General features: G+C 59.9%; 13 protein-coding genes. 1 reads left to right on the top strand and 12 read right to left on the bottom strand.

What is annotated here, in order from left to right; translation table 11 throughout:
• The first annotated feature begins 103 nt into the window (after window positions 1-103).
• On the top strand, window positions 104-757 hold the full coding sequence (locus tag ACM6JQ_RS02855) for a hypothetical protein (RefSeq protein ID WP_007915712.1): 654 nt from the start codon (window positions 104-106) through the stop codon (window positions 755-757).
• 3 nt (window positions 758-760) lie between these two features.
• Here the strand turns inward: ACM6JQ_RS02855 and ACM6JQ_RS02850 are convergent, their stop codons facing one another.
• The 12 genes from ACM6JQ_RS02850 to glnE all read right to left on the bottom strand — a co-directional run bounded on the left by ACM6JQ_RS02850 (window position 761) and on the right by glnE (window position 15,770).
• A complete protein-coding gene (locus tag ACM6JQ_RS02850; protein ID WP_007915710.1) occupies window positions 761-2,221 on the bottom strand; it encodes a hypothetical protein in 1,461 nt (486 codons plus the stop codon).
• A gap of 53 nt (window positions 2,222-2,274) precedes the next feature.
• Window positions 2,275-3,183 carry a glycosyltransferase family 2 protein gene (locus ACM6JQ_RS02845; protein ID WP_007915704.1) on the bottom strand — a complete coding sequence of 303 codons (909 nt, stop codon included), beginning with the start codon at window positions 3,181-3,183 and terminating at the stop codon, window positions 2,275-2,277.
• Window positions 3,176-4,930 (bottom strand): carbamoyltransferase, encoded by a 1,755-nt coding sequence (locus ACM6JQ_RS02840; protein WP_007915701.1) that lies wholly within the window; start codon window positions 4,928-4,930, stop codon window positions 3,176-3,178. Before ACM6JQ_RS02840 ends, ACM6JQ_RS02845 begins: the two co-directional genes overlap by 8 nt.
• 171 nt (window positions 4,931-5,101) lie before the next feature.
• The gene (locus ACM6JQ_RS02835; RefSeq protein WP_007915693.1) at window positions 5,102-5,437 is read right to left on the bottom strand and encodes a YceK/YidQ family lipoprotein; all 336 of its coding nucleotides are present in this window, start codon (window positions 5,435-5,437) and stop codon (window positions 5,102-5,104) included.
• A 124-nt stretch (window positions 5,438-5,561) separates the two neighbouring features.
• Window positions 5,562-7,013, bottom strand: coding sequence for a lipopolysaccharide kinase InaA family protein (locus tag ACM6JQ_RS02830; protein WP_095113471.1), 1,452 nt, complete (start codon window positions 7,011-7,013; stop codon window positions 5,562-5,564).
• Window positions 7,013-7,765, bottom strand: coding sequence for a lipopolysaccharide kinase InaA family protein (locus ACM6JQ_RS02825; RefSeq protein WP_007915690.1), 753 nt, complete (start codon window positions 7,763-7,765; stop codon window positions 7,013-7,015). The genes ACM6JQ_RS02830 and ACM6JQ_RS02825 overlap by 1 nt, the downstream gene beginning before the upstream one ends.
• The gene (locus ACM6JQ_RS02820) at window positions 7,762-8,496 is read right to left on the bottom strand and encodes a lipopolysaccharide kinase InaA family protein (protein WP_007915688.1); all 735 of its coding nucleotides are present in this window, start codon (window positions 8,494-8,496) and stop codon (window positions 7,762-7,764) included. Before ACM6JQ_RS02820 ends, ACM6JQ_RS02825 begins: the two co-directional genes overlap by 4 nt.
• Complete coding sequence (rfaP, locus tag ACM6JQ_RS02815) at window positions 8,496-9,302, bottom strand: lipopolysaccharide core heptose(I) kinase RfaP (RefSeq protein ID WP_095113470.1); 807 nt, start codon at window positions 9,300-9,302, stop codon at window positions 8,496-8,498. The genes ACM6JQ_RS02820 and rfaP overlap by 1 nt, the downstream gene beginning before the upstream one ends.
• Entirely contained in the window at window positions 9,302-10,423 is a 1,122-nt protein-coding gene (locus ACM6JQ_RS02810; protein ID WP_095113469.1) for a glycosyltransferase family 4 protein, read from the bottom strand. Before ACM6JQ_RS02810 ends, rfaP begins: the two co-directional genes overlap by 1 nt.
• The gene (waaC, locus tag ACM6JQ_RS02805) at window positions 10,423-11,484 is read right to left on the bottom strand and encodes a lipopolysaccharide heptosyltransferase I (RefSeq protein WP_007915685.1); all 1,062 of its coding nucleotides are present in this window, start codon (window positions 11,482-11,484) and stop codon (window positions 10,423-10,425) included. Before waaC ends, ACM6JQ_RS02810 begins: the two co-directional genes overlap by 1 nt.
• Window position 11,485: 1 nt before the next feature.
• Window positions 11,486-12,520 carry a lipopolysaccharide heptosyltransferase II gene (gene waaF, locus ACM6JQ_RS02800; protein WP_042704930.1) on the bottom strand — a complete coding sequence of 345 codons (1,035 nt, stop codon included), beginning with the start codon at window positions 12,518-12,520 and terminating at the stop codon, window positions 11,486-11,488.
• Between the two features lie 310 nt (window positions 12,521-12,830).
• Window positions 12,831-15,770 carry a bifunctional [glutamate--ammonia ligase]-adenylyl-L-tyrosine phosphorylase/[glutamate--ammonia-ligase] adenylyltransferase gene (glnE, locus tag ACM6JQ_RS02795; protein WP_414893189.1) on the bottom strand — a complete coding sequence of 980 codons (2,940 nt, stop codon included), beginning with the start codon at window positions 15,768-15,770 and terminating at the stop codon, window positions 12,831-12,833.
• Between the last annotated feature and the right edge of the window lie 49 nt (window positions 15,771-15,819).

Raw genomic sequence — 15,819 nt, 5'->3', positions numbered from 1 at the left:
GGCGCCGATGATATCACACGCGTTTTTGCCCCGATAAACATGACTTCAAGCCAGCCTTCGACCAAGTCGGTTAAGATACCCCGCTAATGATGGGGAGCCCGATATGCAATCGATTGATCACAGCACTTACGAGGCACTGCGCAAAGGTGCACACGTACTGGAGGCCGACGGTTCCGGCGACAAGGTGCTCAGATTGGCCGATGGACGCATGCTCAAGCTGTTCCGCCGCAAGCGGCTGCTCAGTTCGGCGCTGTTCTACCCCTATGCACAACGCTTTGCCGACAACACCCGGGCACTCGAACAGCGTGGCATCCTCTGCCCGAAAGTCATCGCGGTCTATCGCATCCCGAGCATCGAGCGCGACGGCGTGTATTACAGCCCGCTGGAAGGCAATACAGTGCGTCAGTTACAAGGCACTGACGAAGAGGCTGACACACTGAGATTCCAGCTGGGCGGGTACTTCGCCCTGCTGCACGAAAAAGGTGTGTACTTTCGGTCGCTGCACTTCGGCAACGTCGTGCAAACCCCCGACAACCGTCTGGGACTGATCGATATCGCCGACCTGCGCTGCCAGAAGCGCGCACTCAGTGACAGTAAACGCCTGCGCAACTTTGCTCACTTGCTGCGCTACAAGGAAGACCGCCAATGGCTGCTGGGCCAGGACGCTGGCGAAACCTTTGTCGAAGGCTATCGCCAGGCCTTGCCGAGCCACCGACAAGCGCCGCTGATCTCACGCCTGCGTCCGCTGCTCGGTTAAGCCTTAGCGTCCGATGATCACCACGGTGGCACCTTTGCGATTGGCGAAATGCTCGATGATGCGCAGCTTGTGCGCCACCAGCCAATCCTTCAGCCAAGGCTCGTCACCTTTGGCCTCGATGAGGAAATATTGATAGTCGCCAGCGTGAGCTGCCGACATTGCTTCCTCTGCGGTCAGCACCGGCATCACGTAGCCGCGACCGGCGTAATAGCTGATCCGCCCATCCTCGAAATAGGTCTTCGCCCCTGGCTCGACGTGGGCAGACATCCAGCGCCCGGCCTCTACATAATGGGTTTTGCCGGCGCCGGTAGAGATGACATTCGAGAGCATCACCAACATCCCTAGAACCACCAGCCACTTGCCGCAACGCGGGAAGTCGCGAACGAACGCCGCCAGCCCCATCGCCAACACGGGCACAAACAACAGATTCAGAAAGCTCAGGTAGCGCGTATTCATGAACTGTTGTTTGATGAAAAACAGCACCAGCACCACCAGATAAAGCAGCGCCGCCCAGGCGAAGGGGCGATAGTCGCGCCAATAGATTCCCAGAACCCCCCAGTTGCGCCGCAGGACGAAGGGGACGGCGAAAGGCCCCATCAGCTTCACGAAACTGATGGTCATGGTCGCCAGGATGCCGAAGAAAATGATCCGGCCAGATTCATCCTGGGAGTACTTGTTGATGAGCGAATTGGCAAATTGATCGCACAGCATCCGGAAGGAAGCAAACACGCTGTGTGGCGCAATCATGTCCAGATACAGCATCACGCGCGCCGACAGGAGCACACCTGAGACCGAAACAGCCAGCAGCCCTAGAACCGGCAACAGCGAAAACTGAACGAACTGCATCCGCCGGTTCGACGACCACAGATTGGGCAACTGCCACAGCGCCAACGCCGGAACCAGCAGCAAAGCCTCCAGCCGAAACAAGGCTGCCGCGACGATAGCCACATGAATGAATGCCGCCCGCAGCCAGCCGCCACGGGCTTGCCAGCGCAGCGCGAGCCAGAGTGTCAGGGTGCAGAAGAACCAGAAACCGCATTCACGGATGATGTCGTTTCGAAAGGCATTCACCGCCGGCATTGCCAATACCACCAGACAAGCCCAACCGGCGAGATGTACCGACCGTTGACGTACGCAGTCCACCATCAGCGCGCTGGTGCCGGCAAAAAAGAGCGCGCACCAAAGATATGCACTCAGCTCTAGCGGCAAATGCAGGACGGTATGAGTAGCGGCCAGCAATAAGGAAAACCAGGGCCAGTCGAAAGCGGCCCAGGCCACATTAGGCCCGTGCTCGGTGACCTGTTGCGCGATATCAATGTACAGCGCGGCATCACGCCCCACTGTGGCGGTGCCCATGACCGCTATCAGCGATAACAGCGCACTGCCCAGAAACGCCAGCCAAACCGGATATTCGTCGATGATTCTGGAGACTTGAGCTCCCACCTTGCCGCCCTTACCTTTCACCCAGCCACCTCACCGACATCCATTACAGGGTCCGCATAGTCTCCGCGACCCGTTTACCGAAACAGCACCCGCAACGCCTTGCGCGTGTAGGACCAGCGCGAAAACGTCCGCCAGTCTGCACGCAAGGCCTTAAAGTAAAACGATTTGGCCAGTTTGTACTCGCCATGGGAATAACAGTCGCGAAACAACGACAGGCAACGCTGCGCCATAAACGCCTGGCGCAAATCAAACATTTCCTCGGGCATCCGCCGACTGGAAAAAACTTCGCTGACCACCTGCTCCGTTCCGGCAGCAAGGCTTTGGCGCAGATCATGGCGCATGCTGTCGGCGTGCTTGTAAATCAGCGCCAGGGGCTCGTCCAGAACGGTGCAGGGGTAGCGCGCCAGCACTTGGGCGAATACTGGCAAGTCCTCGACGTTGCGCAAATTTTCCGGGTAATTACCCAAAACGAATACATCGCGGTGCATCGCACAGGCACCGTTGGAAATCGACACCGTCTTGTTCAGCAGGTAACCCTGCAGGCGCTGGCGGGGCGTCACAGGCAGCGGCTTGGCCGCCTGCAAGCTGCGTCGCCCGTCTGCAAACACCGACCAGTGCGCGCCGATCACCATCAGGCTGTTTGGATTACTTTCGAGGTGCTGCGAAAGTGCAGCCAAGGCACCGGGCGCCATTTCATCATCAGAGTCGAGAAACACCAGATACCGTCCGGTTGTCTCTTCCAGCCCTCGATTGCGCACCGACGACAATCCGCCGTTACTTTTGCGCAACGCACGAAAACGCCCGCCGTGCTTGAGCAGGAGTTTTTCGACTACCTCGGGCGTATCGTCCGTCGACCCGTCGTCGATGACCAGCAGATCCGCGGTCGCTTCATCCAACTGCGCCAACACCGATTCCACTGCACGTGGAAGCGTTCGCGCATAGTTGTAAACCGGAATGACGACGCTGATCAGTGTTTCAGTCAAGTTCGTATCCTTTTACACCCGCTTTTACGACCAGAATATCTTCCATGATCAGGTATTCCAGGTCAGAACCGAAAAACATGTTCAGCGCGTCGGTCGGCGAGCAGATCATCGGTTCGCCACGACGATTGAGCGAGGTGTTCAGCGATACGCCGTTACCGGTCAGGTTTTCCAGCGCCTTCATCATGTCGTAGTAGCGCGGGTTGTATTCACGCTTGAGCACCTGGGCACGGGAGGTGCCGTCTTCATGGACGACTTCCGGCACGCGGGTCTTCCACTCTTCCGCCACTTCGAAAGTGAAGGTCATAAACGGTGCCGGGTGATCGATCTTGATCATTTGCGGCGCAACGGTGTCGAGCATCGACGGGCAGAAAGGCCTCCAGCGCTCGCGGAACTTGATCTGGTGGTTGATGCGATCAGCCACGCCAGCCACGCTCGGGCAACCAATGATCGAGCGCCCGCCCAATGCACGCGGACCGAACTCCATGCGCCCCTGGAACCAGGCGACCGGATTACCATCGACCATGATTTTGGCAATCTGTTCCGGCATGTTGTCGAGCTTGCGCCAGGTCGGCTTGCTCTCATGACGGGCGCAGGCGGCGATCACGTCCTCGTTGCTGTACGACGGGCCGAGATAGACGTGCTCCATCTTCTCGACCGGCACGCCTCGGGCGTGGGACACGTAGGCAGCCGCACCAACCGCAGTGCCGGCATCGCCGGACGCAGGTTGCACGAACAGTTCCTTGATGTCGTCGCGGGCAATGATTTTCTGGTTCAGTTTGACGTTCAGCGCACAACCACCGGCGAAGGCCAGTTTGCCGGTTTCCTTGAGTACGTCGCCCAGATAGTAGTCGATCATCTGCAACGCCAGTTTCTCGAACAGCGCTTGCATGCTCGCGGCGTAGTGGATGTAAGGCTCGTCAGCGATGTCGCCTTCGCGCTTCGGACCCAGCCACTCGATCAGTTTCGGCGAGAAGTAGAAGCCTTTGCCCTTCTCTTTGTAGCGACGCAGGCCGATGACGTTGGCGTAGTCGGTGTTGATCACCAACTCACCGTTTTCGAACGAGGCCAGACGCGAGAAATCGTACTTGCTGGCATCGCCATACGGCGCCATGCCCATGACCTTGAACTCACCGTCGAGCATCTCGAAACCGAGGAACTCGGTGATCGCACCGTACAAGCCACCGAGGGAGTCAGGATCGAAGAATTCCTTGATCTTGTGGATCTTGCCGTTTTCGCCATAGCCGAAGAAGGTCGTGGCGTACTCACCCTTGCCGTCGATACCGAGGATCGCGGTTTTTTCTTTGAAACCGGAGCAATGGTAGGCACTGGAGGCGTGAGCCAAGTGGTGTTCGACCGGCTCGATCTTGATCTTTTTCGGATCGAAACCCAGTTGCTCCAGGCACCAGACAATCTTGTTGCGGTAGCGCTTGTAGCGACGGTTGCCCATCAGGATCGCATCAAGGGCGCGATCCGGTGCATACCAGTAACGCTTGGCGTAGTGCCAGCGCGCTTTGCCGAACAGGCTGATCGGGGCAAATGGAATCGCGACCACGTCAACATCGGACGGCTTGATGCCGGCCTGTTCGAGACAGAACTTCGCCGATTCGTAGGGCATGCGGTTCTTTGCATGTTTATCGCGTACGAAGCGCTCTTCTTCAGCCGCCGCCACCAGCTTGCCGTCGATGTACAAGGCCGCTGAAGGATCATGGCTAAGGGCGCCGGACAGGCCAAGAATCGTCAATGCCACAGGGGTCTAGCCTCTTTAGTCTGCGTGCAGGCGCAATGCGCCTTGAAAATTGATGTGCCCTCGCACAGGGCGAGTGACAGCTAAAGGGCGGGATTATAGCGTAAACGAGTGGGGAATTACCCTGCGCGATTGCCCCAGGGCGAATGGTTTGAAGAAACCTCGCCCCGCTACTCAATAACCGCCCTTGCGCCAGTAAATAGCAAGGTTGCCGTCGGTGACCTGACGATAAACCGTATAGGGCAACGCTACTGTATCGAATACACCGGACAATGGCAGATCCAGAAGCACGAATGGCAAAAGAACCCCACTCGGATCGGGAGGCGCGTTCAACACGCAGAAGTCGAAGGCCAGACCGCTGTAAATCCGCGGAATGGATTGGCAGTAGGTTTTTTGCTTGCGCATGTCGCGGGCGACGTCGGCATCGTCCTGCAATACGGTCATGGTGCTGCCACAGCCAGCCAGAACCCATGAAAATACACCCAGCGTTGCAGCCTGTTTGATGGTCAAGATTCGCCCTCCAAGGTCGTTGGGCAAATTAGCATCGGGACTGCACAGGACACAGTTCATGGATTCTGGAGATGCTGTAGGACAAGTCGCTGAATCCTGTCCTCTACTGCTGTACTGGTTTGACTCAGACCGTGTTGGCGATTTTTTTCGGCAAACGCTGATCTATGACCTGATACAACGCACTGCTCTCGGGCCAATTACGCATGAATCGCGCACGGTCACGTATATAAGCCGGGGCGAAACTGCCGGCGGATCCGTGCTGGCACATCGAATCCAGATCGATCAGCGCCCAGCGATCGTGCTGCCAGAACAGATTATGCCCTTTGAAATCGCCATGGCTGATGCGCTCGTCAATCAGTCGAGCGAACAACAGGTCAAGTGCCTGCAGCTCCGCCTCAGGCGCTTCGCCACTTTCAACATAGGGCGCAAAGCGTTCGATGATGTCCGGCCCGGGCAGGAACTCGGTCACCAGATACGCACGACTGCGCAGCCACAAAAAGCGCTTCTCCAGTACCGCCAGCGGCTTTGGCGTCGCGATGCCGAGGAACGCCAGTCGATTACCTTCGCGCCACGAATGCCAGGCCCGACTCGGCCGCCAGAAACGCTTGAGCCAATGCGCAAAGCCCTTGATGTTGTAGCGCTTGATCACCAGCGTGCGCGCGCCCGCCTGAACCTTGCCGACGCTCGCCGCACCACCGGTCTTGTACAGATGCCCCTGATCCAGCAGCGCATCGGCCTGATCCAGCACTGGAACCATGGCCGACTCTTCTTCGCGGCGGATCGCGCGCAGACCGAACGCTCCACGCCGCACACTGAACAGCGTGCACTCGCGACCGACCTTGATCAGAAAGTCTTTCAAACGCCAGCGACGCACTTTGTCGATCTGCTTCTGCAAGGCTTCCAGCGGCAATGCGTGCTCGCTGTTGCTCAACAGGTAATACACCAGCAGCTCTTCGGTGAACGGCTCCAGCGCCTTGGGCAACTGAGCGAAAAATACGCCGAGGTTCTCCAGGACTTTTTGTCGCGACAACGGCTGACCGGCGGTTTCTGCGCAAATGCCCGCACCGTCAATCAAGTACAACTGACCGCCGTGACGCAGCAGATTGTCCAGGTGCAGGTCCTCCTGCCAGAGACCTTTGCCGTGCAATTGGGCAATGGCGCCCAGCGCCTCGGCCAATACCGCCGACTGTTCATCAGCGAGCAACGGCAGCGACTCGACCTTGGTCCAGGCATCGCCAAGGCTTTCGGCGCCCTCAAGGAAATCGAACAGCAGCCAGCCACCTTCGTCACTTTTCAAACCATCGGCCAGCAGCAAGGGTGTCGTCATGCCTTGCGCGGCTAACAAGCGCACCCCTTCCAGTTCACGCTGAAAATGCCGGGCGGCTTTGCCACCGACCAGCAATTTGGCCAGCACCGGACGGCCACGCCAGACACCGGCGCCGACGTAGCGCTGCCCTGGCAGCACCCGCAGCAAACTCAGCAGTTGCAGATCCGCACTCCCGGCCGCATCGGCCAGGGTCACGGTCAGCGGCAGTGACGGGGTTCGCCCGACAGCGGCCAGCTCGGACAATTGCATCAGCGCGTCTCCTTGTGACTGCGGCGCGCGGTCAGCCGGACGAGCCAGCTGTCGAGCAGCGAGCTGTCAGTGGGCTGATCGAGATAAGCCGCCAGCAGTTCACGCAGTTGTGCCTCGTTCCATTCCGGCGCGCGGCGTTGCAACGGCTCCAGGTCTTTGATCCGGTCACGCACGCCGAACAACAAGGGACGGGTTTTTTCCAGGTCGATCAATTGCGCCTGATACCCGTCACCGGTGGCGCGCAGAAAAATATGCTTGGGATAAAAGCAGCCGTGCACCTGACGCACACCGTGCAGATGTCGCGCCAGCAATCCGCAGGCCTTGAGAATGGCCGACTGCTGCGCGGCACTGAGCTGCGCCCAACGCTGCAACAGCGACTCCAGATCATTCCAGCCATCGAGTGCCCGGGTCAGCAGGATCGCGCGAACCTCGCCGTCGACCTTGCGCTCACCGAAAAACGCCGCTTGCAGCGCCGGAATACCGAGCTTGCGATAGCGGCTGATATTGCGAAACTCGCGGGCAAAACTGGGTTCACCGAAAGGCGCGTGCAAGGTGCGCGTCAGATAATTGCTCTGGCGCTTGAGGTAATAACCCTGCCCTTCCACGTCCAGGCGGAAGACGCTGCTCCAGCCGCCACGGGCGGTATTGGGTTCGTCCACAGCTTCAAGCTGTTTGGCCCACAGTGCGTCAAAAGTGCCGAGACCATGGCGTTCGAGCAGTGCACGGTCTTCAGCGGCAAGAAAATCAGTCATTCGCGTCCCTCGAAAAATCTCACCACGTGCCGAATCCGTTTCTTGTCGGCGCTATCAAGCCGATCGCACTGGCGGTATTGCTTATAGAAGCGCAGGCGTTGGGTATTGGACAGGTGGTATTTGGCGAGTTTATCGAGACAGGCCAGATCCTTGGTGATCCGATACTTGAGCCAGAAGCCGCGCCAGAACTCGCCGTTAGGGCAATCGATCAGAAATATGCGGGCCTGCTCATCGATCAACAGGTTGCGCCATTTCAAATCGTTATGGGTAAATCGGTGATCATGCATCGTCCGGGTATAGCCGGCCAGTTGCCGACTGACGCCATCGACCCAGGCGCGATCCTTGAGTTTCGGATCCTTGCGCTCGGCGAGCGCCGAAAGGTCTTCGGTGTTGGGCAATTCGCGCGTGATCATGGCGCCGCGATCATACGCCGCGCCACGTCGCTCCAGGCCCCAGGCCACCACCTCTGCAGTGGGAATGCCCCACTTGGCGAAGCGTTTGAGGTTCTGCCATTCCATCTTCACTCGCGGCTTGCCGAGGTAGCGGCGCAAGCCTTTACCGGCGCCGACGTAGCGTTTGACGTAATAGTTGACGCCGTTGCGCTGCACGCGGATCACTTCCGACAGCGGGTCGCGGGTCAGGCGCTCGCCCTGCAACGCAAAGACGGCTTCGAGGCTGCCAAAATCATCGGCGAGCTCGCTGTATTGCGACTCGAGAGTCCAACCCGCCATCAGAGCGCATCCCCGTAACGCTGCTTACGTGCATAGAGCTTGTTGGCTTTGCCTTCGAGCCAGTTCAGCAGCGGCGCTTCTTGCGCCAGGATCTGGCGCAGCGGTTGCTGGAAATAGCCCTTGAGGAAGCGCAGCTTGTCGCGGCGGGTCAGGCCGATGTCCAGCGCGGAAAAGTACAGCGCGGCCAGATCCTTGTTGCGCCAGCGCTGGGTGATTTTCGCGCGGGTCTGGGCACGGTGCAGGTCGATCACCGACAGCTTGAAGTCGTCCGGCGTCACCGGTTTATCGGTGTGCAACAGGAAGTGGCAGATGTAGCAGTCGCGATGGTTGACGCCGGCGCGGTGCATCATGCCGGTCATGCGCGCGACTTCGGCGATCAGCGCGCGCTTGAGCGTTGGCTCCGGCGGCTGCTTGATCCAGTCGATGCTGAAGTCTTCCAGGCTGACGGTCGGCGCCAGTTCTTCGGTGACGATAAACGAGTGCTGATCCGCCGGGTTGCTGCCCTTCTCGCCGTACGCGACGGCGGTCATGGTCGGCACGCCGACTTCCTGCAGACGCTGGATGGCCTTCCATTCCTGACCCGCGCCGAGTACCGGCAGCTTGGCGGTCAGCAGGTTTTTGAAGATTTCACCCCAGCCGATGCCACGGTGGATCTTGACGAAAAATCCGTTACCGTCGACTTCCGTGCGCAGTGTCCGGCGTGCTTCCAGCTCGCGGTATACCTCGCCCTGCAAGCCTTCAACCTCGGCGAACGGATCGCGCCCGGCCCAAAGGCTCTTGAACGGTTCAGCCAGCATCAACTTCATTAAGCGTGCTCCGCCAGAATCACATCGGCCGCGTGCTGCGGCATGCTGTAGAGATCGGCCGTCTCGGCGAAAGCCAGACCATTACGGCTCCAGGCCGCGCGTGCAGCGTCGTCATGCAACATGTCAGTCAGGTACTGCGTCAGCTGCGCCTGATCGAACGGCTCGTCCAGCACTCGCCCGGCGTCCGCCTCGGCGATGTAATGGGCGTAACCGCAGACCGCGCTGACCAGCACCGGCAAGCCGGCGACCAGCGCTTCGAGCAACACGGTACCGGTGTTTTCGTTGTACGCCGGGTGAATCAACAGGTCGGCGCCGAGCAGGAAACGCGGGATATCGCTGCGCCCTTTAAGGAACGTCACGTTATCGCCCAGACCCAAAGTTGCACTCTGCATCTGGAACAATTTGGGGTCATCCTGGCCGATTACAAACAGCCGGGTGCGTTTCTTCAGTTCGGCAGGCAATGCAGCCAGTGCTTTCAGGCTGCGATCGACACCTTTGGTCTTGAACCCGGAGCCGATCTGCACCAGCAGCAGTTCGTCGTCCCTGAGATTGAATTCAGCGCGGAACCCGGCGCGAATCTCATCGGCATCCGCCGGGCGGCGACGATCCTGGGCAATGCCCGGCGGCAACAGGTGGAAACGCTCAAGCGGCGTGTCGTAATGCTTGATGAACAGCGGTTGCTGCACTTCGGAAATCATCAGCACTTCGGTCTTTGCGTCTTTGGCGAATACCGCGCGCTCGTATTCGGCAAAGTGGCGATAACGGCCCCAGCGGCGATACAGCGAATGGCGCAGGTTCTGCGCCTTGTCTTCGAAGCAGCCATCGGCGGCGTAATAGACGTCCAGACCCGGCATCTTGTTGAAACCGATCAGACGATCGACCGGGCGCTTGGCCAGATCCGCCTCCATCCATGCGCTGAGCTTTTCGTTGCGACGGTGATTGAAGAACGCCTTGACCGGCGCCACCAGCACTTCGAAACCGGGCGGCACGTCGCCTTCCCAGATCAGCGTGTAGACGCGGATCTTATGACCGCGCTTCTGGCATTCGAGGGCGATGCGCATGAAGTCGCGCTGCAAGCCACCGAACGGGAAATATTTGTACAGGACGAATGCCAATTGCATCAGCGCAGCTCCTCAGCCATTAACAACGTGCTCAGTCGGCTGGCGACACGCTCCGGGTTCAAACGCGTGAAGCACAGCGGCTGTTCACGCTTCAGGTCAAACTGACGGGCATCCTGCGCGGTCGGTTGATAGGTACATTTCTTTTGCAGGCAAGGTGCGCACGGGAAGTCGCTGGCCAGGTGAATCTGCAATTTTCCGTAGGCGCCGGTCAGGCCCGGGTTGGTCGGGCCGAACAGCGAAATGGTCGGCACGTCCAGTGCGGCGGCCAAATGGCCAAGACCGGTGTCCACCGCCACGCAAGCCTGCGCGCCGGCAAGGACTTTGCCGACGCCGGCCAGATTGAGTTTCGGCAGCACTTCAGCGTGTTTGAAACCGGCAGCGATGCGTTCGGCGCGAGCCTTTTCCTGCGGGCTACCCCACGGCAGTTTGACGCCGACGCCGAGGTAACCGACGCGCTCAGTCAGTTCACGCCAATAACTTTCCGGCCAGTGCTTGGTGTCCCAAGTGGTGCCATGCAGGAACACCACGAAGGCGTTTTTTCGCGGCAACTCGACCAGACGTTCGACGTTGAGGCCGTAGTCGCCGAGGCCTTTTGGCAGGTCGTAACCGAGGGCGATGGCGAACAACTGCCGCACCCGCTCGACGGCGTGCTGACCACGGGCGACGGCCAATTTGCGATCATAGAAACGCGAGGCCATCGGTTCACGGGCCGAACCTTTATCGAGTCCGGCTACCGGGGCTTTGACGTAACGGGTCAGCCAGGCGCTTTTCAGCAAGCCTTGGGCGTCGATCACCAAGTCGTATTTGTTGGCGCGCACGCTTTGCTTGAAGCGTTTCCACTCGCCGCTGGTAATGGTTTTCCAGATGTTTTTGCGCCAGCGGCGGATCGCCACCGGAATCACTTTGTCGACGGCCGGGTGCCAGGTGGGAATCTCGGCGAAGCCTTCTTCAACGACCCAATCGAATTTGATCCCGGGGATCGCCCTGGCGGCGTCAGTCAGCGCCGGCAACGCATGAATCACGTCGCCCAGCGATGAAGTCTTGATCAGCAGTACCCGCAACTTAATGAACCTCGACCACTGAGCCCTGCAATTTCTGCAAGGCATCGTTGACCGCGTCCGGCATCAGCTGGCGCAGGCAGTTGTAATGACCGAAGCGGCAGGTGCGGTCGAAGCACGGGCTGCAATCGAGGCCCAGACGCACCACTTCGACGTGTTCGGCCAGCGGCGGGGTAAAGCCCGGCGAAGTCGAGCCGTAGACCGCCACCAATGGGCGGTTCAGCGCAGCGGCAACGTGCATCAGGCCGGAATCGTTGGAGACCACCGCATCGGCGCAGGACAGCAGGTCGATGGCTTCGGCGAGCGAGGTTCCGCCACTGAGGTTGACTGATTCTTCACGCAGGCCCGGGATCAAGCGTGCGCGGATATCTTCACCGACGGCGTGATCGTTTTTCGAACCGAACAGCCACACCTGCCAGCCTTCGCGAATGCGCGCTTCGGCGACTTTGGCGTAATGCTCGGACGGCCAGCGCTTGGACTCGCCGAACTCGGCACCGGGGCACAGCGCCAACACCGGGCGATCAAGGGTCAGGCCAAACTTGGCCAGCGCCGCTTCACGGGTCACCGGATCGATTTGCAGACTTGGGCGCGGATACGGCTTCGGCAGCTCGGCGTTCGGCTCATAGGCCAACGCCATGAACCGCTCGATCATCAGCGGATAGCGTGCTTTATCGAGGGTGCGTACGTCGTTGAGCAGGCCGTAACGGAACTCGCCGCGCCAGCCCGTGCGTTTCGGGATGCCGGCGAAAAACGGCACCAGCGCCGATTTCAGCGAGTTGGGCAGCAGGATCGCCTGATCGTACTGGCCACGCAGGGACTTGCCGATGCGCCGACGCGTCGCCAATTCCAGCGCGCCGTGGCCGAGCGGGAAGCTCAAGGCCTTGCGCACTTCAGGCATGCGCTCAAGGATCGGCCGGCTCCACTCGGGGGCCAGCACGTCGATTTCGCATTGCGGGTGGCGCTGCTTGAGACACTGAAACAGTGTCTGCGCCATCACCATGTCACCGACCCAACTGGGCCCAACGATCAGAATATTCATGTGGTTTCCATAAACGAACCGGGGAGGCATTTACGCCTCCCCGCCTCGAGAATCACTGAGGGAGCGGCACTGCTTGCGATGGGTCATTACCTTCAACATGACTGTCGACTGTCACTCCGCTATCGCGAGCAGGCTCGCTCCCACATGGTTTTGCCTCTGTTCACACATCTGCGACTCACCGCAGATTCATTGTAGGAGTGAGCCTGCTCGCGATGGGGTCGTTACATTCAACATTGTTGTCGTCTGATACTCCGCTATCGCGAGCAGGCTCACTCCCACAGGGTTTTGCATTCATTCTTACATCTGCGTTTCAGCTTAGCCCCATCTCTTTCCATATCCGCAAAACCTGCCGCCGTTCTTCGACAAACTGGTCTCCGGCAATCACCCCCGGGTCCTTCTGCAAGGCCTGCCGGTGGGCGGCGGAGCGGTAGGCTTTATAGGCCTCGCGCAACAGGCTGGCATCTTCGGCAGGCATCAGCCCTTCGTGTTCCAGCTCTTCCAGAATGCGGATGTTATCGGTCCAGCGCAGCAGTGGCGGGTGGCTGTGCGACCACGCCAGGGCCGCGTATTGCACCATAAATTCAATATCGACGATACCACCGGCGTCCTGCTTGAGGTCGAACGGCGCCGTGGCGTCGAAGGCATTTGCTGCGGTACCGGCTGCGGTGCTCTTGGTGCCAAGGTTATCGCGCATCTTCGCGCGCATCTCGCTGACTTCCTGTTGCAGCTTGGCCAGATCACGCGCCTTGCCCAGCACCTGGGCGCGAACTTTCTCGAACGCCTGACCGACATCCTGACTACCGACCAACACCCGCGCCCGCACCAGGGCCTGATGTTCCCAGGTCCAGGCTTCATTTTCCTGATAGCGGGCAAACGCACCCAACGAACTGACCAACAGCCCCGAAGCACCGGATGGGCGCAGACGCATGTCCACTTCGTAGAGCTGACCGGAGTTGGTCTGCGCCGTCAGCAAGTGAATGATCCGCTGCCCCAGGCGCGTGAAAAACTGCGCGCCATCAATCGACTTCGGCCCGTCGGTTTCCGCCTGTGGATCGCCGTCGTGGATAAACACCAGGTCCAGGTCCGAACCATGGCCCAATTCCAGACCGCCGACTTTGCCGTAACCGACAATGATGAAACCTGGATCGCACAAGGTGCCGTCGGTGCGCAGCGGCGTGCCGTACTTGGCCACCGTCTGGCGCCAGGCCAGGGCCAGCACTTGTTCAAGAATCGCTTCGGCCAGCCAGGTCAGGTAATCGCTGACTTTCATCAGCGGCAGGCTGCCGGCAATTTCCGAGGCGGCGACGCGCAAGCGGTGCGCCAGTTTGAAATGGCGCAGGGCTTCCATTTGTTGTTCGAGGTCATCTTCGGGAATCCGCGTCAACCGCTCGCGCAACTCGGCGGCCAGTTCCGGCGCCAAGGGCGGCTTGAACAAACGACCTTCGTTAAGCAATTCATCCAGCAGCAGCGGGAAGCGGGTGATCTGCTCGGCGATCCACGGGCTCGCTGCACACAGTGTCAGCAAGCGTCGCAGGGCGCCGGGGTTTTCCGTCAGCAAGACCAGATAAGCCGAACGCCGGGCAACTGCTTCCACCAGCGGCAGCACGCGTTCAAGCACCAAATCCGGGTTGGCATGCTCGACAGCCTGCGCCAACAGACGCGGAATAAAGGCGTCGAGACGCTCACGCCCCAACCGCTGCATCGCCCGCAGTTGCGGACTGCTGCGCAATCCGGCCAGCGCCTTCAGAGCTTTGCTGGCATCGGCAAAACCGCCCTCCTCCAACTGCCGGCACGCGGCCTCTTCGTCCTGCGCCTCTTCCCACAGCGGCAGCCATTCACCACCGACCACCACTTCACTTGCGGCGCCTTCATCCTCGTCGGGATCGGCAATCACCTGAGCGAAGTGCCAAGCGACGCGACCGCGCCAGAACATCAGTTTTTCGTGGAAAGCATCCCAGTCGGCGAAACCGAGCATGAAGGCAATGCGTGCCTGATCCTGCGCGCCATCCGGCAGCATCTGGGTCTGGCGGTCGGCGATCGCTTGAATGGCGTGTTCGGTGTACCGGAGAAATTCGTAGCCTTCGCGCAACTCGCTGATCACTGCCGGCGGCAAATAACCCTGCCCTTCCAGCGTACTCAGCACCTTTAATAGAGGACGCTGTTGCAGGCTCAGGTCGCGGCCACCATGGATCAACTGAAAGGCCTGAGCGATAAACTCGACCTCACGAATCCCACCGGAGCCCAGCTTGATGTTGTCGGCCATGCCCTTGCGCCGCACTTCCTGCTGGATCAACTGCTTCATGGTGCGCAGCGCTTCGATCGCCGAAAAATCGAGGTAACGTCGATAAACGAACGGTCGCAACATGTCGAGCAACTGCGCGCCCGCGACCTGATCGCCGGCCACCACCCGCGCCTTGATCATCGCGTAGCGTTCCCAGTCGCGACCCTGATCCTGGTAATACTGCTCCAGCGCATTGAAGCTCAGCACCAGCGCGCCGGACGAGCCGTACGGGCGCAGGCGCATGTCGACACGGAATACAAAACCGTCGACGGTCATCGGGTCCAGCGCCTTGATCAAGCGCTGGCCGAGACGAATAAAGAATTCCTGATTATCCAGCGAGCGCTTCACGCCCACCGTTTCGCCACCCTCGGGGTAGGCGAAGATCAGGTCGATGTCCGAAGACAGGTTCAACTCGACGGCGCCGAGCTTGCCCATGCCGAGGATGACCATTGGCTGCGGCTCACCGCTACGGCGGCCGGTCGGCGTGCCGAACTGTTCGCAATGGCGGCTGTACAACCATTGATAAGCCTGGTCGATAGTCGCGTCGGCCATATCCGAGAGATCGCGGCAGGTCTGCACCAGATCGGCCTGACGGGTGAGATCGCGCCAGATGATCCGCATTTGATGACGGGCGCGCTGGCGGCGCAGGGCACGACCGAGTTCCTCTTCACTCTCGGCGGCGTTCACCGCAGCGGCAATCTGCGCACACAATTCACCCGGCGCGAAGGCCCGGTCGAGTTCGCCGGACTGCACCAGTGACAGCAACATCAAAGGGTCACGAACGCTCTGTTCAATGACAAATTCGCTGGCAGCGGTGACACGGGCGAACTGCGCCCAGCGCTCCGGCGTCCAGTTCGCCAAGCCATGATCGTCTTCCAGCGCGGCGACAGCCGTACGGAACGACTGCTCGGATCGAGTGACCAACGGCAGGAGAATGGCAGGCAGTTCGGCAAGCACGGGCAGGGTCATGGTCTATCCTTGATCGGCGTATAAATGGCCGCTTGTAGTGATTGGTGAA

The sequence above is a fragment of the Pseudomonas sp. IT-232MI5 genome (assembly GCF_949767845.1).
Classification (GTDB): domain Bacteria; phylum Pseudomonadota; class Gammaproteobacteria; order Pseudomonadales; family Pseudomonadaceae; genus Aquipseudomonas.
Note: the sequence above shows the minus strand (reverse complement) of the source record. Positions and strands in the feature narration are given on the sequence as shown.

What these genes read in the sequence shown, in the direction of transcription:
- rfaP (WP_095113470.1), bottom strand. Translation starts at nt 9,302, where the DNA reads ATGAAGTTGATGCTGGCTGAACCGTTCAAGAGCCTTTGGGCCGGGCGC.
- ACM6JQ_RS02830 (WP_095113471.1), bottom strand. Translation starts at nt 7,013, where the DNA reads ATGCAATTGTCCGAGCTGGCCGCTGTCGGGCGAACCCCGTCACTGCCG.
- ACM6JQ_RS02820 (WP_007915688.1), bottom strand. Translation starts at nt 8,496, where the DNA reads ATGGCGGGTTGGACTCTCGAGTCGCAATACAGCGAGCTCGCCGATGAT.
- glnE (WP_414893189.1), bottom strand. Translation starts at nt 15,770, where the DNA reads ATGACCCTGCCCGTGCTTGCCGAACTGCCTGCCATTCTCCTGCCGTTG.
- ACM6JQ_RS02825 (WP_007915690.1), bottom strand. Translation starts at nt 7,765, where the DNA reads ATGACTGATTTTCTTGCCGCTGAAGACCGTGCACTGCTCGAACGCCAT.
- ACM6JQ_RS02810 (WP_095113469.1), bottom strand. Translation starts at nt 10,423, where the DNA reads ATGCAATTGGCATTCGTCCTGTACAAATATTTCCCGTTCGGTGGCTTG.
- ACM6JQ_RS02855 (WP_007915712.1), top strand. Translation starts at nt 104, where the DNA reads ATGCAATCGATTGATCACAGCACTTACGAGGCACTGCGCAAAGGTGCA.
- waaF (WP_042704930.1), bottom strand. Translation starts at nt 12,520, where the DNA reads ATGAATATTCTGATCGTTGGGCCCAGTTGGGTCGGTGACATGGTGATG.